This is a genomic window from Actinophytocola sediminis (assembly GCF_054779715.1).
Window position 1 is genome coordinate 23,515 of the sequence record NZ_BAAGXS010000073.1, and the last position, 17,112, is coordinate 40,626.

At 71.3% G+C, this 17,112-nt stretch carries 18 protein-coding genes; 10 read left to right on the forward strand and 8 right to left on the reverse strand.

Annotated features, from left to right (window positions below; translation table 11 throughout):
* Positions 1-53: 53 nt before the first annotated feature.
* Complete coding sequence (locus tag ACYVIP_RS33555) at positions 54-929, reverse strand: alpha/beta hydrolase family protein (RefSeq protein ID WP_460403762.1); 876 nt, start codon at positions 927-929, stop codon at positions 54-56.
* Positions 930-1,087: 158 nt separating this feature from the next.
* On the opposite strand from ACYVIP_RS33555, the gene ACYVIP_RS33560 reads away from it, so the two are divergent.
* The 7 genes from ACYVIP_RS33560 (at position 1,088) to ACYVIP_RS33590 (ending at position 9,293) form a co-directional block, all read left to right on the forward strand.
* Positions 1,088-1,693, forward strand: coding sequence for a QsdR family transcriptional regulator (locus ACYVIP_RS33560; protein WP_460403764.1), 606 nt, complete (start codon positions 1,088-1,090; stop codon positions 1,691-1,693).
* Positions 1,694-1,755: 62 nt separating this feature from the next.
* Positions 1,756-3,330 carry a class I adenylate-forming enzyme family protein gene (locus ACYVIP_RS33565; protein ID WP_460403766.1) on the forward strand — a complete coding sequence of 525 codons (1,575 nt, stop codon included), beginning with the start codon at positions 1,756-1,758 and terminating at the stop codon, positions 3,328-3,330.
* Positions 3,327-5,990 carry a helix-turn-helix transcriptional regulator gene (locus ACYVIP_RS33570; RefSeq protein ID WP_460403768.1) on the forward strand — a complete coding sequence of 888 codons (2,664 nt, stop codon included), beginning with the start codon at positions 3,327-3,329 and terminating at the stop codon, positions 5,988-5,990. The genes ACYVIP_RS33565 and ACYVIP_RS33570 overlap by 4 nt, the downstream gene beginning before the upstream one ends.
* 172 nt (positions 5,991-6,162) lie before the next feature.
* Positions 6,163-6,669 (forward strand): hypothetical protein, encoded by a 507-nt coding sequence (locus ACYVIP_RS33575; RefSeq protein ID WP_460403770.1) that lies wholly within the window; start codon positions 6,163-6,165, stop codon positions 6,667-6,669.
* A gap of 54 nt (positions 6,670-6,723) precedes the next feature.
* The gene (locus ACYVIP_RS33580) at positions 6,724-7,584 is read left to right on the forward strand and encodes a DUF4097 family beta strand repeat-containing protein (RefSeq protein ID WP_460403772.1); all 861 of its coding nucleotides are present in this window, start codon (positions 6,724-6,726) and stop codon (positions 7,582-7,584) included.
* A gap of 3 nt (positions 7,585-7,587) precedes the next feature.
* Positions 7,588-8,514 carry an ATP-binding cassette domain-containing protein gene (locus ACYVIP_RS33585; RefSeq protein WP_460403774.1) on the forward strand — a complete coding sequence of 309 codons (927 nt, stop codon included), beginning with the start codon at positions 7,588-7,590 and terminating at the stop codon, positions 8,512-8,514.
* Positions 8,511-9,293: an ABC transporter permease gene (locus ACYVIP_RS33590; protein WP_460403776.1), complete on the forward strand. Its 783-nt coding sequence runs from the start codon at positions 8,511-8,513 to the stop codon at positions 9,291-9,293. The genes ACYVIP_RS33585 and ACYVIP_RS33590 overlap by 4 nt, the downstream gene beginning before the upstream one ends.
* Positions 9,294-9,346: 53 nt before the next feature.
* On the opposite strand, the gene ACYVIP_RS33595 is transcribed toward ACYVIP_RS33590, so the two are convergent.
* From ACYVIP_RS33595 to ACYVIP_RS33620, 6 genes are all read right to left on the reverse strand, one after another.
* On the reverse strand, positions 9,347-9,766 hold the full coding sequence (locus tag ACYVIP_RS33595; protein WP_460403778.1) for a carboxylesterase family protein: 420 nt from the start codon (positions 9,764-9,766) through the stop codon (positions 9,347-9,349).
* A 200-nt stretch (positions 9,767-9,966) separates the two neighbouring features.
* Positions 9,967-10,437: a DNA polymerase ligase N-terminal domain-containing protein gene (locus ACYVIP_RS33600; protein ID WP_460403780.1), complete on the reverse strand. Its 471-nt coding sequence runs from the start codon at positions 10,435-10,437 to the stop codon at positions 9,967-9,969.
* An 87-nt stretch (positions 10,438-10,524) separates the two neighbouring features.
* Positions 10,525-11,496, reverse strand: a complete 972-nt coding sequence (locus ACYVIP_RS33605; protein WP_460403782.1) for an NAD(P)-dependent alcohol dehydrogenase — start codon at positions 11,494-11,496, stop codon at positions 10,525-10,527.
* A complete protein-coding gene (locus tag ACYVIP_RS33610) occupies positions 11,493-11,720 on the reverse strand; it encodes a helix-turn-helix transcriptional regulator (protein WP_460403784.1) in 228 nt (75 codons plus the stop codon). Before ACYVIP_RS33610 ends, ACYVIP_RS33605 begins: the two co-directional genes overlap by 4 nt.
* A complete protein-coding gene (locus tag ACYVIP_RS33615; protein ID WP_460403786.1) occupies positions 11,714-12,142 on the reverse strand; it encodes a hypothetical protein in 429 nt (142 codons plus the stop codon). The genes ACYVIP_RS33610 and ACYVIP_RS33615 overlap by 7 nt, the downstream gene beginning before the upstream one ends.
* Positions 12,143-12,284: 142 nt before the next feature.
* Complete coding sequence (locus ACYVIP_RS33620; RefSeq protein ID WP_460403788.1) at positions 12,285-13,016, reverse strand: thioesterase II family protein; 732 nt, start codon at positions 13,014-13,016, stop codon at positions 12,285-12,287.
* 161 nt (positions 13,017-13,177) lie between these two features.
* Here ACYVIP_RS33620 and ACYVIP_RS33625 point away from each other — a divergent pair, with 161 nt between their 5' ends.
* From ACYVIP_RS33625 to ACYVIP_RS33635, 3 genes are read left to right on the forward strand one after another with little or no spacing between them, the layout of a single operon-like run.
* Positions 13,178-13,627, forward strand: coding sequence for a helix-turn-helix transcriptional regulator (locus ACYVIP_RS33625; protein ID WP_460403790.1), 450 nt, complete (start codon positions 13,178-13,180; stop codon positions 13,625-13,627).
* A 5-nt stretch (positions 13,628-13,632) separates the two neighbouring features.
* On the forward strand, positions 13,633-14,043 hold the full coding sequence (locus tag ACYVIP_RS33630; protein ID WP_460403792.1) for a VOC family protein: 411 nt from the start codon (positions 13,633-13,635) through the stop codon (positions 14,041-14,043).
* A 24-nt stretch (positions 14,044-14,067) separates the two neighbouring features.
* A complete protein-coding gene (locus ACYVIP_RS33635; protein ID WP_460403794.1) occupies positions 14,068-16,452 on the forward strand; it encodes an ATP-binding cassette domain-containing protein in 2,385 nt (794 codons plus the stop codon).
* A gap of 23 nt (positions 16,453-16,475) precedes the next feature.
* On the opposite strand, the gene ACYVIP_RS33640 is transcribed toward ACYVIP_RS33635, so the two are convergent.
* The gene (locus ACYVIP_RS33640) at positions 16,476-17,015 is read right to left on the reverse strand and encodes an STAS domain-containing protein (protein ID WP_460403796.1); all 540 of its coding nucleotides are present in this window, start codon (positions 17,013-17,015) and stop codon (positions 16,476-16,478) included.
* Positions 17,016-17,112: the final 97 nt, after the last annotated feature.

Below are 17,112 nucleotides of genomic sequence, written 5' to 3' on the forward strand. Positions count from 1 at the left end.
ACCAGTGGTCGGCGGTGCCCACCGCGGCTCGACCTCGCGGGGTGGCGGTTTCCCTACGAGTGCGGGCAGGTGTTGCGGTAGTCGGAGATGTCGCTGTCGTTGGGCGGCGGGCAGAGGAACTGCTCGTAGCGGGTGTCGTTGTCCACGAACCGCTTCAACCAGGACAGCATGTACTTCGCCTGGGTCGTGTTCGGCGTCTGCGGGAAGAAGTGGCTCGCGTTGTTCAGCTCCAGGTACGCCTTCTCGGCCGAGGCCGGGATGGAGTTGTAGAACGGGATCGAGTGCGAGGCCACCGGGGCGATCGAGTCGGACTCGCCGCCGATGATCAGCGTCGGGGTCCGCAGCTCGGACCAGGACTTGTCGGTGTTCCACGGCGCCAGCGGCACCGCGGCCTGGATCGATGGCCGCGACGAGGACGCCTCGAGCGACCCGCCGCCGCCCATCGAGTGCCCGGCAACCGCCAGGCGCGAGGCGTCGATCCGGTTGCGCACGGTCGCGTTGTCCTCTGCCATGTAGTCCAACGCCGCCAGCAGCTGGTCACCCCGGCTGCTCGGCTGGTCGAGGGTCGAGTTCGTGTCGATGGTGATCACCACGAAGCCGTGGGAGGCCAGCCGCGGCCCCATCCACGCGATGCTCGACTGGGTGGCGGTGAACCCCGGCGAGATGGCGACCGCGCCGAAGGTGCCGTCGGCGGTACTGGTCGGGTAGTAGATCGTGCCACCGCCGAAGCCGCTGACCAGGCTGGACACCGAGGTCTCGGACACCGAGTACGGGCCACGGGACGCCTCGATGAGGCTCTCGGTCGGGTCGGGGCCGCGTTCGAACGGGTTCTCCTGGGCCGTCGCGGTGGCGGCGGTGCCCACCACGACCGAGGCGGCCATGGCGAACCCGGTGAGGACTCGCGCGCCTTTTCGCAGGGTTGTTCGCATCTCTCGCACCTTCTCCAATCAGCTCGTCGTCGAGCTACACAGCGGACGCGATCGGTAACCGACTGTGGCAAGGAGCGGGTGGTCGCCGCATCGGTGGAATCGCCAGTCCTGGCCGACGCCGGCGGTGCGGCGGTGGTCCCGGCCGTACGCTTCGGCCTGTGACCACAAGTGCCGAGGAGATCGTGCGCGCCGCCGCGCGCTGGATCGGGCGGGGCGCCCGACTGGACACCCGCACGTTCGCGGCTGACCTCGGCATCTCGCGCAGCACCCTGTTCCGCCGGGTCGGCAACCGCGAGGACCTGATGGGCGAGGCCCTCTGGTACATGGCCGACCGCACGATGGCCGCCGCCGAGCGGGACTGGCGCGCGGCCAACGGCGACCGGGTGCGCGACGCCGCGGGCGAGTTGCGCTGCCTCGCGGTGATGCGCCAGTACCGCTCGGACATCGCCGGCAACCAGGGGTTCCGCAAGCTGCTCAACGACGAGCCGACGGTCGGCATCCGGGTGCTCACCGACCCCAACGGCCGGGTGCAGCCCCGGGTGATGGCCGCGCACGTCGGGTTGTTGCGGCGCGACATCGACGGCGGCGGGTTCCGGCCGGCGGTCAGCGTGGAAAGCCTGTGCTACGCGATCGTCCGGCTCGGTGAGGCGTTCCTCTACTCCGACGTCCTGGTCGGCCGCGCGCCGGACCTGGCGGCGGCGTCGACGTTGATCGGCGCGCTGGTGGAGACGCGGGTGCCGGCGAGGGAGCCGACGGTCTTGTGAAACACATCGGTCTAGTGTTTCATCGGAGGACCGGCGTTCACCGTTGAACCGAGGGAGACCCGATGCCCGTCCGGACCCACGAGAGCTGGCCCCCGGGACTCCCCGGATCCCTTGTGTATCCGGAGGTCGCGGTCGGCGCGATCCTGGCCGGCTCGGCCCGCCGCTACGGCGACCGGGTGGCCTTCGCCCGCGCCGGCGAGCAGTTGACCTACGCCGAACTGGGCAGACGGGCGGCCCGCTTCGCCAACGGACTGCTCGCCAGGGGCGTGGCCGCCGGCGACCGGGTGGCGCTGCGGATGCCGAACTGCCTGGAGTACCCGGTCGCTTACTACGGCACGCTGCTGGCCGGCGCGACCTTCGTGCCGGTCAACCCGCTGCTGCCGGAACTCGTTGCCGCGCGCCAGATCGCCGACGCCGGCGCGGTGCTCACGGTGACCGCCGCCGACGTGCCGGTCATCGGTGACGGGCACGCGAGCGAGCCGCCGGTGCTCGCCGTTGACGTGTACGACGACCTCGCGCACCTGGCCTACACCGGCGGCACCACCGGCGAGTCCAAGGGCGTGCGGCTGCCCCACCGCAACGTCGTGGTCAACTCCCTGCAGTACATCTGTTGGGGCACCGGGTCGCTGCCCGCGCTGGACGAGTACGGCGGCGTGGTGCTCGACCAGGTCGGCGATCCGGCGGACTGGCCGACCAGGCTGGGCACCGCGGTGGCGATCAACCTGACGCCGTGGTTCCACGCGATGGGCACGATCGCCGGGCTGAACGCGTTGGTACTGGCCGGATACACCACCGTGCTGCACGACCGGCTCGACCCGATGGCCTACCTCGCGGACGCGCAGCGGTTGGGGGTCACCACGATCGGCGGCGCGCCCGCGCTGTTCGCCGCGCTGCTGGCGTGCCCGGACGTGCACACCACCGACCTGTCGACGGTGCGGGTGATCAGCTCCGGCGCGGCGCCGATGCCGGTGGAGATGATCCGCAGGCTGCGCGCGCTCGCGCCCAACGCCGTGATCAGCGAGGGCTACGGGCTGACCGAGGTCACCATGGGGGCCACGCTCGGGCCGATCCACCGCTCCGGCACGCGCAAGGCGGGCACGGTCGGGCTGCCGACTTTCGACACCGAGGTGCGGGTGGTCGGGGACGACGGCGAGCCGGTGGCCACGGGCGAGCGCGGCGAGGTGTGCATCCGCGGGCCGCAGGTGATGCTCGGCTACCACAACCGTCCGGAGGCGACCGACCAGGTGCTGCGGGACGGCTGGCTGCACACCGGGGACATCGGCATCCTGGACGAGGACGGCTATCTGTCTATTGTGGACAGATTGAAGGACATGCTGTTGTACAAGGGGTACAACGTCTACCCACGTGAGCTGGAGGAGATTCTCGCCGAACACCCCGCGGTGCTCGCGGCCGCGGTGGTCGGCAAGCCGGACGCCGCGGTCGGCGAGCTGCCGGTGGCGTTCGTGGTGCCCGCCGACCCGTCGGTGACCTCGGCCGACCTGATGGCGGCGGTGAACGAGCGGGTGGTGGCCTACAAGCGGCTGCGCGAGGTGTACTTCACCGACCAGATTCCGATCTCCGCGGCGGGCAAGGTGCTCAAGCGCGAACTGCGTGACCGGCTCGCCGGCACGTCGTGACCCCCGCCCTGCACGGCCGGGCGGTGGAGGTGCGCCGGCTGGCCGCGCTGACCGGTGCCGGCGGGGCGCTGCTGCTGCTCGGCGAGGCCGGGATGGGCAAGACCGCCGTGCTGTCCACTGTGGACGCCAAGGTGGCGGTGCGGGGCATGGCCGCCGAGCGTGACCTGCCCTTCGGCGCGCTGAACCGGTTGTTGGCGCCGCTGACCGACCGGTTCGCCAGCCTGCCGGCCGACCAGGCCGACGAGCTGCGCCGGGTGGTCGGCCTCGGCGGGGTGCCCGACGCGTTCCAACTGCGCTGCGCGGTACACCGGCTGCTGGTCGGGCTCGCGGCCGACGGGCCGGTGTGCTGCCGGGTGGACGACGCGCAGTGGCTGGACACCGAGTCGTTGGCCGTGCTGGCCTTCGCCGCGCGGCGGCTGGCCGGGCACCGGGTGTCGATGGTGTTCGCCGCCCGGCCGGAGTTGGTGCGCCCTGGGCACGACCCGATGGCGGAGATCCCGAGGATGTGGCTGTCGCCGTTGCCCGACGAGGCGTGCGAGCCGTTGTTGCGGCAGTGGCGGGTGCCGGCCGGGCTGCGGGCGGTGCTGACCGAGGTGTCCGGCGGGAACCCGTTGGACCTGGTGTCGTTGGCCGCCGCGCTCACGCCCGACCAGGTGGCCGGCCGGGCGCCGTTGCCCGAGGTGCTGGTGGGGGAGCGGTGCGCGGACTACCGGGCGCGGCTGGGCGCGCTGTCGGCCGGCGCGCGCGAGTTGTTGGTGTGCGTGGCCGCGGAGTCCACTGTGGAGCTGGACACGCTGCTGCGCTGCGGTGGGCACGCCGAGGTGGACGAGTTGTTGGCGGCCGGGCTGTTGCGCATCGCCGGCACGTCGGTGCGGCTGCCGAGCAAGCTGGTGCGCGGCACGCTGTACCAGCTGGCCACGCCGGGGGAGCGGCAGCGGGCGCACACCCGGCTGGCGGCCGTGCTGACCGGCCCGCTGGCGAGCTGGCACCTGGCGATGACCATCGCGACGCCGAGCCCCGAGCTCGGCGACGAGTTGGCGGCGGCGGCCGCGCAGGCGCAGCCGGCGACGGCGGCGAGCCTGTTGGACCGGGCGGCGGCGTTGACCGTCCATACCGGACTCCGGGGGGCGCGGTTGCTGGCCGCGGCCGAGCAGGCCTGGCAGGCAGGCCGGCCGGGGTCGGCGCGGGCGTTGTTGTCGCGGGCGCGGGCGGCCGGCGCGGACCGGGCGCGCGGTGCGTTGCTGCTCGGGGAGATCGAGCTGCGGGACGGCGAGCCGGCGATCGCCACGCACGAGCTGGCGACCGCCGCCGAGCACCTCGGTGACCCCGACGAGGCGGCGCGCGCGTGGCTGCTGGCCGGTGAGGCCCGCCGGATCAGCGGCGACCTGGCCGGTTACCGGGGCCTCGCCCGCCGCGCGGTCGCCGGCCAGCCGGGCAGCGGCGGTGGCGGTGGCGGTGGCGCGGTGGAGATGATGACGGCGTTGTTCGTCGGAGGTGCGGCCACCTACGCCGGTCGCCATCGCGAGGCAGGCGAACCGTTGCGGCGGGCGGTCGCGCTCGGTGCGGCGGCGCCCGACGTCGCCGCCGCGGTGTGGGCGGCCGAGGCCGCGTTCGCGCTCGGGGACGTCGAGCACGCCTACGAGTGCGCGTCGGCCGCGGTGTCCAGGGCCAGGCTCGGGTCCCGCAGGTCGGTGCTGCCGTGGGCGTTGGTGCACCTGGCGCTCGCGGCTATCGGCCTTGACCGGCACCGGGCGGCGCAGGCCGCGGCCGAGGAAGGGCTGACCGCCTCGGTCGCCAGCGCGCAACGCAACACCTGGACCGAACACCTTTCCCTGCAAGCACTGTCCGCCGCGCTGCTCGGTGACCTGGCCACCGCGCAGTCCAAACTGGACATCGCGGCGCCGGGGATCGCCGAGCGGGCACTCGGGCGGCCGTGCGCGATCTCCTCCTGGGCCAGCGCCTGCCTCGACCTGGTCGCCGACCGGCCGGGCGACGCCCTCGGCCGGCTGGCCGCCCTCGGCGCCGGGGTGAGCGGCGCCCAGCAGGCCATCCAGGTGCTCGCCACCCCGCAGTGGGTCGAGGCCGCCGTGCGCGCTGAGCAGCCCGGCCGCGCCGTCGCGGTGCTCGCCAGCTTCGACGACTGGGTCCGCGCCGGCGGCAGCGCCGCCTGGCTGGCACTGTCCAGCCGCTGCCACGCCATGCTCGCCACCGACCTGGACGAGGCCGAGCACCACTACCGCGCCGCGATCGCCAGGCACCAGCGGGCGGGCGCGGCGATGGAGCTGGCCAGGACCCAGCTGGGCTACGCCAACCGCCTGCGCCGTCACCGCCGCACCCGCGACGCCAGGGCGCTGTTCCGGGACGCGCTGCGCGGGTTCCGCGCGGCCGGCGCCGACCACTGGGCCACCAGGGCACAGGCCGGCCTGCGCGCCTCCGGCGAGACCGTCGAGGCGCCCGGTGCCACGCTGGCCGGGCTCACCCCCCAGCAGGCCGAGATCTCCCGGCTGGTGGCCGTCGGCGAGACGAACAAGGAGATCGCCCGCAGGCTGGTGATCAGCCCCCGCACCGTCGACCACCACCTGCGCAACATCTTCACCGCACTCGGCGTCCGCTCCCGAGTAGAACTGGCCCACCGCATAACCACCCTCGACCACCACTAACCCCACCCCCGCCAGCCCCCGCCCCCCGCCGGCCCCGTCCGACCGCAGCGATGGGTCCCTTCACTGCGGTCAGCGCAGCGATGGGACCCTTCGCTGCACTTTGGCACCAACGGGTGCCACTCTGGTGCCAGATTGGGTTGCGGGGGTGCCATGGGTGTGCCATAGTTGTGCCATGGACTTGACGCCCTTCGTCGACTCGCTTCGGCAGGAGTTCGCGGTCGCCGCCGACGCGGCCGGTGACCAGGCTCGTGAGCTGGCCGAACGGCTCACCGGCCCGCTGGTCTCGGCGGTGCGGCTCACGCTGCTCACCGCCTTGTCCGAGGCCGCGGAGGAGATCACCCGGGAGCTCGCGCCGGGCTCGGTCGACGTGCGGCTGCGCGGCCGGGACGCCGAGTTCGTGGTCACCCCACCGCCGGCCGCCGACGCGGTGCCAACTGTGGCACCAACGGTGCCACCGGTGGCTCCCGGCGACGACGACAGCGCCATGACCCGGCTCAACCTCCGGATCCCGGAAAGCCTCAAGGCCCGCGTCGAGGACGCCGCGAGCGCGGCCGGGATGTCGGCCAACGCCTGGCTCGTCCGGGCCGCCATGACCGCGCTCGCCCAGGGCGAGCCGCCACCGGCCGCCAAGAGCGCCCGCTGGACCGGCGGCCAGCGCTACACCGGCTGGGTCCGCTGACCCGGCCCCACTGACCAGCACCACAACCCACACCACACCTTTTGGGGTAGCGCCATGCCTGAATTCGCCACGCCGGAGCCCATCGAGGTCACCGTGGAGGCGGTCGCCGCGAACGTCGCGGTGATCGCCGGCGATCGCACCGACACCGTCGTCACTCTCGCGCCGACCGACCCCGACAACGCCTCCGACGTGCGGGCCGCCGAGGTGGCCACGGTCGACTACGCCGACGGCCGGCTCCGGATCAAGGGCCCGCGCCGGGGCCTGTTCACCACCAGGTCCGAGTGCTTCGACGTGTGCGTCGAGCTTCCGGCGGGCTCCACGGTGAACGCCGACGTCATCGTCGGCGGTTGCACCACCGAGGGCCGGCTCGGCGACTGCCGGGTCAAGACCTTCGACGGCGCGATCACCCTCGACGAGACCGGCTCGCTGCGGCTGAACACCGGCCGCGGCCGGATCACCGTCCTGCACGCGACCGGCCGGGTCGAGGTGACCACCGGCACCGGCGAGGTCCGCCTCGCCGAGATCGACGGCGTCGCCGTGGTGAAGAACCTCTCCGGCATCACCAGGATCGGCGCGATCAGCGGCGACCTGCGGGTGAACGCCACCAACGGCGATGTGCTCGTCGACCACGCCGGCAGCGCGGTACTCGCCAAGTCGACCAACGGCAGCATCCGGATCAACGAGGTCGTGCGCGGCACGGTCGAGCTCGACGTCGCCGCGGGCGACCTGGAGATCGGCATCCGGGAGGGCTCGTCGGCCTGGCTGGACGTGCAGGCCGTGTCCGGCCGGTTCGTCAACTCGATGACCCCCAGCGACCACCCGCAGGCCGGCGACACCGTCGAGGTGCGCGCCAGGACCAAGACCGGCGACATCGTCGTCCGCCGGTCCACACAGGACACCAACGACAAGGGGTAAGACATGTCCGCGATCTCCGCCACCGGACTGCGCAAGTCCTACGGCGACAAGGTAGTGCTCGACGGCATCGACCTGAACGTGCCGCAGGGCACCGTGTTCTCCCTGCTCGGCCCCAACGGCGCCGGCAAGACCACCACCGTGCACATCCTCTCCACGCTGCTGGCCGCCGACGCCGGCCGGGCGTCGGTCGCCGGCCACGACGTGACCGGCGACGGCGACGCGGTACGCGCCCGGATCGGCGTCACCGGCCAGTTCTCGGCCGTCGACGACCTGCTCACCGGCGCGGAGAACCTGATGCTGATGGCCGACCTGCACCATCTGCCCAGGGCCGCCGGCCGGGCCAGGGTCACCGACCTGCTGGCGCGCTTCGACCTCACCGAGGCGGGCGACAAGCTGCCAACGACCTACTCCGGCGGCATGCGCCGCCGCCTCGACCTGGCGATGACGCTGGTCGGCAGCCCCGAGGTGATCTTCCTCGACGAGCCGACCACCGGCCTGGACCCGCGCAGCCGGCAGACGATGTGGGCCATCATCCGCGACCTGGTCGCGGGCGGCGTGACGATCTTCCTCACCACCCAGTACCTGGAGGAGGCCGACGAGCTCGCCGACCGGATCGCCGTGCTCAACGGCTGCCGGATCGTCGCCGAGGGCACCCCGGCCCAGCTCAAGCGGATGATCCCGGGCGGGCACATCAGCATCCGGTTCACCGACGAGGTCGATCTGGACGCCGCGGCCCGCGCGCTCGGCGAGGTCCACCGCGACAACGGCGACCTCATGCTGCGGGTGCCGACCGATGGCCGGGTCTCCGCGCTGCGCACCGTGCTCGCCCGGCTGGACGACGTGTCCGTGGAGGCCGAGGAGCTCGCCGTGCACACCCCCGACCTGAACGACGTCTTCTTCGCACTGACCGATCGGAGCGTTTCCCGATGAGTACCTATGCCCTGACCGACTCGATGACCATGTTGCGGCGCAACCTCAAGCACGCGCAACGCTATCCGTCACTGCCGATCTCCACGATCGCGACGCCGGTGCTGATGCTGCTGCTGTTCGCCGGGGTCTTCGGCTCCGCGCTTGGCGCCGGCATCGGCGGGTCGCCCGGTGGCTACATCGACTACCTCACGCCCGGCGTGCTGCTGATGGCGGCGACCTCCGGCAGCATCGCCATCGCGATCTCGGTGTCCATGGACGCCACCCAGGGCGTGATGAACCGCTTCCGCACCATGGCGATCGCCCGCTCGTCCATCCTCACCGGACAGGTCATCGGCGGGGTGCTGCAGACGATGACGAGCATCGTGGCGGTCGTCGGGGTCGCGCTGCTGATGGGTTTCCGGCCGGACGCGACTCCGGTGGAATGGGTGCTGGCCGCGGGCATCCTCATCCTGCTGACCTTCGCGCTGAGCTGGCTGGCCGCCGCGATCGGCCTGGTGGCCAAGGGTCCGGAGCAGGCGAGCAACTGGCCGATGCCGGTGACCTTCCTGCCACTGCTCGGCAGCGGGTTCGTGCCGACCGACTCGATGCCGGCCGGAGTGCGCCAGTTCGCCGAGTACCAGCCGTTCACCCCGATCATCGAGACCCTGCGCGGACTGCTGATGGGCACCGGGATCGGCAACAGCGGCTGGCTGGCGATCGGCTGGTGTGTGGTGATCACCGTTGGCGGGTTCTGGTGGGCGCGGGCCGCGTTCGCCAGAGCCGCCAACCGGGTCGGCTGAGGGCCGGCGGAGAGGGGACCCGGGGCCACCGCCGGTGTGGCCCCGGGTCGTCTCTAGTGGACGGTCGGGTTCGTCCACCACGCGCAGTTGCTCGCCAGCGAGACATCCTTGAGGTGGACGCCGTGCTCGCCGAGATCCAGCGACAGGGTTCGCGCGGCCCGGTCGTACGCCGGCCAGCGCGGCGCCCCCTGGACGCTCGGCGTTCCCCGGTGGGCGAAGGCGGTCCAGTAGGCGACCATGGTGTCGGCGAGTCGTTGCTGTCGCTCGGTGAGCGAGCCGAGCAGGCCGGGCCACAGGAACGTCAGCTCGCTGGCGTGCGCCGCGCCCTCGTCGAAGTCCGGGGCGTCGACCAGCGGCGGCGCGGTGCGATCGGCGAACTGGTAGGCGTAGACCGGCATCCCGGCGTCGGCGAGGCGCCGGTAGGCGTCCACGTGCGAGCAGGTGGACAGCGCGGTGCCGAAGTCGCTCTGCACGGTCGCCAGCGCACCTCGCCGTCGGCCGCGCCGCGCACCAGCCCGGTGTCGGTCGCGACCAGCAGCGAGGACCTGGCGGCGGTCGCGGGTGCGCCGGCCAGCACGGTGGCCGCCACGAGCAGCAGCACCGTGGCGATACCGCGTGGTGTCATGCGTTTCATTGCACCGGCAGGCCGGCGGCCGCGCAACAGGCGGGGTGACTAAACCTCGTCGTTGGTCAGCCCCGACTTGACCGACCGGGGATGGTCCTCCGGGTTCCAGCCGGGGCGGGCGTGTTCGTCGTTCTTGTGCACGAGCAACCAGTCGTTGGCGCCGCCCCGGGTGGTGTTGATGAGCACGAACCGGCCGGCGAGCTTCTCGCCGGCCAGGTCGAAGTGCAGTTCGCCGGCGGCCAGTGCCGCGGCCGGATCGTCGTCGCCGGCGTGCCGCCAGGTGCCCCAGTCCCACACGATCACGTCCCCGCCGCCCGGCCTGCCCTTGGCGATCCGGCCCTCGAAGTCGAAGTGGTCCAGGTCGTGGTCGTCGACGTGCACGGCCAGCGAGCGCACCTTCGGGTCCAGCGTCGGACCCTTGGGCACCGCCCAGCTCACCAGCACCCCGCCCAACTCCAGGCGCAGGTCGTATTGCAGGCGACGGGCGCGATGGCGCTGGACGACGAACCGGCCGGTCATGTGCGCCATTATGTAGTTCACCCGGCGGGGGGAGAGTTGTCCACAGCTGTGGATGACGCTGGGGATAATTCGAACGCCTGTTCGTGCTCAGTCCGCGAGGACGCTGACCACGACCTTGCCGCGGGCGTGCCCGGCCATCAGATAGCGGATGGCCGCCGGGGTCTCCGCGAGCGGGAAGGTCCGGTCGATGACCGGGGTCAGCTCACCGGCCTCGGTCAGCCGCGCCAGCCGGGTCAGGCCTTCCTTGGTCTCTTTGGAGAACATGGCGGTCAGCCGCTGGCGGGTGAACGGCGAGCGCAGGGCCGCGACCAGGCCGCGCCCGAGGCCGGCCGACCACCGGCCGCCGCCCTCGCCGCCGACGATCACCAGGGTGCCCGCCGGGGTGAGCGCGCGGCGCAGCTCGGCCAGCGTGCGCAGGCCCGCGGTGTCGATGACCAGGTCGTAGCGGCCGCTGTCGGCCAGGGAGGTGGTGGTGTAGTCGACCACGTGCGTCGCGCCGATCGAGCGCACCAGGTCGTGCTTGCCCGCGCTGCACACCCCGGTGACCTCCCCACCGCGCGCGGCGGCCAGCTGCACCGCGTACGAGCCGACACCGCCGCCCGCGCCGAGGACCGCCACGGTGTGCCCCGGCCGGACCAGGTCGCCGACCGCCTGCAGCGCGGTGAGGCCGGAGACCGGGAGCGCGGCCGCCTGGGTGTAGCTCAGGTTCGCCGGCTTGGCCACGCAGGTGCGCACCGGCACCCGCGCCAACTCGGCGTAGGAGCCGTGGGTGGTGGCGCCGAACACCGCGTCACCCGGCGCGAACTCGGTCACCTCCGGCCCGACCGCCACCACCTCGCCGGCGACGTCGCGCCCGCGCACCCGGATCCTGGGCGCGCGCAGCCCGATGGCCGCGCGGATCGGGTACGGCAGCCCGGCCATGAAGTGCCACACGCCGGGGTCGACCCCGGCCGCGTGCACCCGCACGAGCACCTCGCCCCTGGCCGGCGTGGGGTCTGGCACCTCGGCCATGGACAGGACCTCGGTCTCGCCATAACTGTCCTGCACGATCGCCTTCATCTGCTTTCTCCGTCCGGGTACTGGAAAACGTCGTCGATGGGCACCGCGAACACCCGGGCGATCTGGAAGGCCATCTCCAGCGATGGCGAGTACCTGCCCTGTTCGATCGCGATGATCGTCTGCCGGGTGACGCCGACCCGTTCGGCGAGCTGCGCCTGGGTCATCTCGCCGGCGGCGAAGCGCAGTGCGCGGATCGAGTTGGACACCCTTGTCGGCTTCACCACGGGTGGAATCCCTTGCGGTAGGCGAAGATCTTGGCCACCGAGCTGAGGATCGAGGAGAGCGCGAACATCAGGTAGACCGTGTTGGCGATCCAGAAGTAGCCCACCTCGGTCATCGCCATGACCAACGCCGCGACCCCGCCGATGACCACGAACGACTGGCCGATGGACTCGCCGAACCGGTAGATCTCCCGGTCCCGCACGTCCTTGCGGCGGTCGTCGGGCGCGGTGACGGCGGTGGCCGCGATGCTGAGCACGATCGTCACCACGATCGCCGCGCCAACCGACCACAGCATCGGCGCCACGTAGGGCACCTCCGCCAGCGGTGTCTCACCGGCACGGCTGAGCACGATGACCAGGTAGACGACGTAGCCGGCTAACGAGACCGTCGCCATGATCCACGAGTTCTTCTCTTCGAGTGTCATGTCCGCCCCAGCTCGATGTAAAGCAACTTTGACACGGCAAATGTAAAGCGGAACTGACCTCGTGTCAAATATTCTTGACTTGATCGGGTGGCTCGACACCAACGCCGGCGACCGGCGGGTCAGAGCTCAGGGGTGCGGGGCGTCAGGCCTTCGCGGCGACCAACTGGTCGGTCAGCATCCCGGCCAGCGTCGGGATGTGCTGGTCGAGGTAGAAGTGGTTGCCCGCCAACACCTTCAGCGTGAACTCGCCGCTGGTGTGCGCGGCCCAGCCGCGAGCGAGGTCGGCGTCCACCTCCGGGTCGGCGTCGCCGACCACGGCCACCACGGGAGCGTCGACCACGGCTGCCGGCGCGCACTGGTACAGCTCGGCGGCCCGGTAGTCGCTGCGGATCACTGGCAGGGCCATCTCGGCGAAGTCGGGGTCGTCGAGCAGCATGGAACCCGGGCCGCCCAACGCTTTCACGATCCTGATCAGGTCCGCGTCGGTTGCCAGGTGGTTGCGTTTGACACTCGGGCTCGACGGCGGTCGCCTGGCCGAGACGAACAGCGCCACCGGCGACCCGCCCGCGAGCCGGCGCGCCACCTCGAACGCGACGCTCCCGCCGAGGCTGTGCCCGAACAGTGCCAGCGGCCGGTTCCCCAGCCCGGCCACCAGCGGTGCCAGCCGTTCGGCCAACGTCACCACGTCGTCGATCAGCGGTTCCCGCAGCCGGTCCTGCCGGCCGGGGTACTGCGCCGAGAACAACTCGACCGACGCCGGCAGCGCGGCCGACAGCGCCCGGAACTGGGTGGCCGGACCGCCTGCGTGGGGGAAACACACCACGACATGCTCGGCATCGGGTCGCCGGTCGTACCGCCGCAGCCAGAGATCCATCCACCCATCATGCCAAGCACCGCGGCGACACGCGGACACCCTCGCGAGTCCAACGCTCCCGACACGCGAGTCCAACGCTCCCGCCGAGCCGGCACCGGTTGGGCCCGACGGCGTGCCGCGGGCCGTTCCCGCTGGTCCTGGCGTGTGGCACCATCGCAGGCGTGACCAGTAGACCCGTGGCGGCGGAGCGCCTGAGCGATCTCGCCCGGCTACGCCGCGTGCGCGACCGGATCGACCGGGAGTACGCGCGACCGCTGGACGTCGAGGCACTCGCCCGTGGGGTGAACATGTCGGCGGGGCATCTCAGCCGCCAGTTCCGGCGCGCCTACGGTGAGTCACCGTACGGCTACCTGATGACCCGGCGGATAGAGCGGGCGATGGCCCTCCTGCGTCGAGGTGACCTCAGCGTCACCGAGGTGTGCTTCGAGGTCGGCTGCTCCTCGCTCGGCACCTTCAGCACCCGCTTCACCGAGCTGGTCGGCATGCCGCCCAGCGCCTACCGGCGCGAGGCGACCGGCGCGACGGTCGGGATACCGCCGTGTGTCGCCAAACAGGTGACCAGACCGATCAGGAATCGAGAAGCGCCGGTTCTCGATCCGCACCTAGTGTGACCTCCATGGACATCACCATTCGCGAGAGTTACCTGCCCCACGACGACCCGGAAGCCTCGTTGCGCTTCTACCGCGACATCCTCGGCTTCGAACTCCGTCAGGACGTCGGCTACAACGGCATGCGCTGGCTCACCGTCGGCCCGCCCGGCCAGCCGGAGGTCGCCATCGTGCTGACCCCGCCCGGCGCGGATCCCGGCATCACCGAGGAGGAACGCGCCACCATCACCGAGATGATGGCCAAGGGCACCTACGGCGGCATCAACCTGGCCACCAAGGACCTCGACGCCACCTTCGAGAAGCTGCAGGCCAGCGGGGCCGAGGTGGTCCAGGAGCCGACCGAGCAGCCGTACGGCATCCGGGACAGCGCCTTCCGCGACCCCTCGGGGAACATGGTCCGCATCCAGGAACTGCGCTGAGCCGGAGTAGCTGATGGAGAACCGATGAGCAGGGCCACGAAGAAGGTCGCGCAACAACACGCTGCCGACAGCCACGACCTGATCCGCGTGCACGGCGCGCGGGTGAACAACCTCAGGGACGTCAGCATCGAGATCCCGAAACGCCGGCTGACGGTGTTCACCGGGGTTTCCGGCTCTGGCAAGAGTTCTCTGGTGTTCGACACGGTCGCCGCCGAGTCGCAGCGGATGATCAACGAGACGTACAGCAGCTTCGTCCAGGGCTTCATGCCCACCCTCGCGCGGCCAGAGGTCGACGTGCTCGACGGGCTGACCACGGCGATTCTCGTTGACCAGCAACGGATGGGGGCCGATGTCCGATCCACGGTCGGCACGGCAACCGACGCGAACGCGATGCTGCGCATCCTCTTCAGCCGGCTCGGGCAGCCGCATATCGGCTCGCCGCAGGCGTTCTCCTTCAACGTCGCCTCGATCAGCGGGGCGGGTGCGGTCAAGATGGAGCGCAACGGGCAGACGGTGAAGGAGCGCCGCAGCTTCAGCATCACCGGCGGCATGTGCCCGAGGTGCGAGGGCCGGGGCACGGTGTCCGACCTCGACCTCACCCAGCTCTACGACGACTCCAAGTCGATCGCCGACGGCGCGTTCACCATTCCCGGCTGGAAGTCGGACAGTTTCTGGACGGTACGGGTGTACGCCGAGTCCGGCCTGGTCGACCCGAACAAGCCGATTCGCAAGTACACCAAGAAGGAACTGAACAACTTCCTCTACCACGAGCCGGTCAAGGTGAAGATCGAAGGCGTCAACCTCACCTACGAGGGGCTGATCCCGAAGATCCAGAAGTCGTTCCTGGCCAAGGACCGGGAGGCGATGCAGCCGCACATCCGGGCGTTCGTCGACCGTGCGGTCACCTTCACCACCTGTCCCGAGTGCGACGGCACCCGGCTCAGCGAGGGCGCGCGGTCGTCGAAGATCGACGGGGTCAACATCGCCGAGGCGTGCGCGATGCAGATCAGCGATCTGGCCAAGTGGGTCGGTGGCCGCAGGAAGCCGGCGGTCGCGCCGTTGCTGGAGAAGCTGCACCACACCCTCGAGTCCTTTGTGGAGATCGGCCTCGGCTACCTTTCGCTCGACCGGCCGGCCGGCACGCTGTCGGGTGGCGAGGCGCAGCGGGTCAAGATGATCCGCCACCTCGGCTCCAGCCTGACCGATGTCACCTATGTGTTCGACGAGCCGACGATCGGCCTGCACCCGCACGACATCCAGCGGATGAACAACCTGCTGCTTCGGTTGCGGGACAAGGGGAACACCGTGCTCGTGGTGGAGCACAAGCCGGAGACGATCGTGATCGCCGACCACGTCGTCGACCTCGGGCCGGGGGCCGGCACCGCGGGCGGGACGGTCTGCTTCGAGGGGTCGGTCGACGGACTGCGTGCCAGCGGAACCCTGACCGGCAAGCACTTCGACGACCGTGCCGCCCTCAAACCGGAGGTCCGCGAGCCGACCGGTGTGCTGGAGATCCGTGGCGCGAACCGGCACAACCTGCGGGATGTGGACGTCGACGTGCCGTTGGGGGTGCTCTGCGTGGTGACCGGCGTCGCCGGCTCCGGCAAGAGTTCCCTGATCCACGGCTCGATCCCGGCCGAGGAGGGCGTGGTGTCGGTGGACCAGACGCCGATCCGCGGCTCGCGGCGCAGCAACCCGGCGACCTACACCGGTCTGCTCGAGCCGATCCGCAAGGCGTTCGCCAAGACCAACGGCGTGAAGCCGGCGTTGTTCAGCGCGAACTCCGAGGGCGCGTGCCCCAACTGCAACGGCGCCGGGGTGACCTACGTCGACCTGTCGGTGATGGCCAGCGTGGCCACCACGTGCGAGGAGTGCGACGGGAAGCGGTTCCAGCCGGCGGTGTTGGAGTACCACCTGGGTGGCCGGGACATCAGCGAGGTGCTCGCGATGTCGGTGAGCGAGGCCGAGGAGTTCTTCGGCGCGGGGGAGGCGCGCACGCCCGCCGCGCACGCGGTGCTCGATCGGCTGGCGGATGTCGGGCTCGGTTATCTCAGCCTCGGCCAGCCGCTGACCACCCTGTCCGGTGGTGAGCGCCAGCGGCTGAAGTTGGCTACCCACATGGGAGACAAGGGCGGCGTGTACATCCTGGACGAGCCGACGACCGGGCTGCACCTGGCCGATGTCGAGCACCTGCTCGGCCTGCTCGACCGGCTGGTCGACGCCGGCAAGTCGGTCATCGTGATCGAGCACCACCAGGCGGTCATGGCACACGCGGACTGGATCATCGACCTCGGCCCCGGCGCCGGTCACGACGGTGGTCAGGTCGTGTTCGAGGGCACGCCGGCCGATCTGGTGGCCGGCCGCTCGACGCTCACCGGTGAACACCTGGCCGCCTACGTCGGCGGCTGAGGCCAAGGGCCTGCGGGGTTGTCCTAGTCGCTCAGCCGGAGCAGGGCCTGGGCGAGGTCGGGGTGGATGTCGAGCTCGCGGTCCAGCCCGGTGATCGTCAGTGGCCGCAGGACCAGGCGCTGGGGCGCGACCACGCACAGGGTGTTCCCGGTCAGCGCCGCCGCCTGACGGGCGGCGACCAGCACGGTGAGCCCGGCCGCCGCGAAGAACCCCACGTCGGTGAGGTCGATGACCAGTGGCGCGGAGGACTGCCGCAGGTGGGCGAACAGGGCGTCGTGCATCAGCGGGCCGGTGGCCAGGTCGACCTCGCCACGCACCGTGATCACCACGGCACCGAGGGGGACGAGTTCCGCGGTGACGGTCAGCGGCGGCCGGGCGAGCGACGGCAGGTCGGGCGGCGTGGCCGGTAAGGCGGTCAGGTGCGTACGGACCCGGTCGATCATCACGTCGGCTTCGGCCATGGTGAACAACCCCAGCTCGACGGCGCGCAGAATGGTGCTGACCGTGCTGCGGTGAGGTCCGGCGACCTGCGCGTTGTTCGGGATCGGATCGGTACTTGCCATAAGGCTGGTCCCTCGGTCAGGTGACATCCATACCGGGGTCCGGGGTACCTGTCTGTGAGCCTACTCGTTTCTCTCGCTCAACAACCTGAGCCAGAGA

Excerpts from the sequence above, each read along its gene's own strand:
- ACYVIP_RS33555 (WP_460403762.1), bottom strand. The coding sequence starts at position 929 with ATGCGAACAACCCTGCGAAAAGGCGCGCGAGTCCTCACCGGGTTCGCC.
- ACYVIP_RS33565 (WP_460403766.1), top strand. The coding sequence starts at position 1,756 with ATGCCCGTCCGGACCCACGAGAGCTGGCCCCCGGGACTCCCCGGATCC.
- ACYVIP_RS33575 (WP_460403770.1), top strand. The coding sequence starts at position 6,163 with ATGGACTTGACGCCCTTCGTCGACTCGCTTCGGCAGGAGTTCGCGGTC.
- ACYVIP_RS33580 (WP_460403772.1), top strand. The coding sequence starts at position 6,724 with ATGCCTGAATTCGCCACGCCGGAGCCCATCGAGGTCACCGTGGAGGCG.
- ACYVIP_RS33585 (WP_460403774.1), top strand. The coding sequence starts at position 7,588 with ATGTCCGCGATCTCCGCCACCGGACTGCGCAAGTCCTACGGCGACAAG.
- ACYVIP_RS33590 (WP_460403776.1), top strand. The coding sequence starts at position 8,511 with ATGAGTACCTATGCCCTGACCGACTCGATGACCATGTTGCGGCGCAAC.
- ACYVIP_RS33600 (WP_460403780.1), bottom strand. The coding sequence starts at position 10,437 with ATGACCGGCCGGTTCGTCGTCCAGCGCCATCGCGCCCGTCGCCTGCAA.
- ACYVIP_RS33605 (WP_460403782.1), bottom strand. The coding sequence starts at position 11,496 with ATGAAGGCGATCGTGCAGGACAGTTATGGCGAGACCGAGGTCCTGTCC.
- ACYVIP_RS33615 (WP_460403786.1), bottom strand. The coding sequence starts at position 12,142 with ATGACACTCGAAGAGAAGAACTCGTGGATCATGGCGACGGTCTCGTTA.
- ACYVIP_RS33620 (WP_460403788.1), bottom strand. The coding sequence starts at position 13,016 with ATGGATCTCTGGCTGCGGCGGTACGACCGGCGACCCGATGCCGAGCAT.
- ACYVIP_RS33630 (WP_460403792.1), top strand. The coding sequence starts at position 13,633 with ATGGACATCACCATTCGCGAGAGTTACCTGCCCCACGACGACCCGGAA.
- ACYVIP_RS33635 (WP_460403794.1), top strand. The coding sequence starts at position 14,068 with ATGAGCAGGGCCACGAAGAAGGTCGCGCAACAACACGCTGCCGACAGC.
- ACYVIP_RS33640 (WP_460403796.1), bottom strand. The coding sequence starts at position 17,015 with ATGGCAAGTACCGATCCGATCCCGAACAACGCGCAGGTCGCCGGACCT.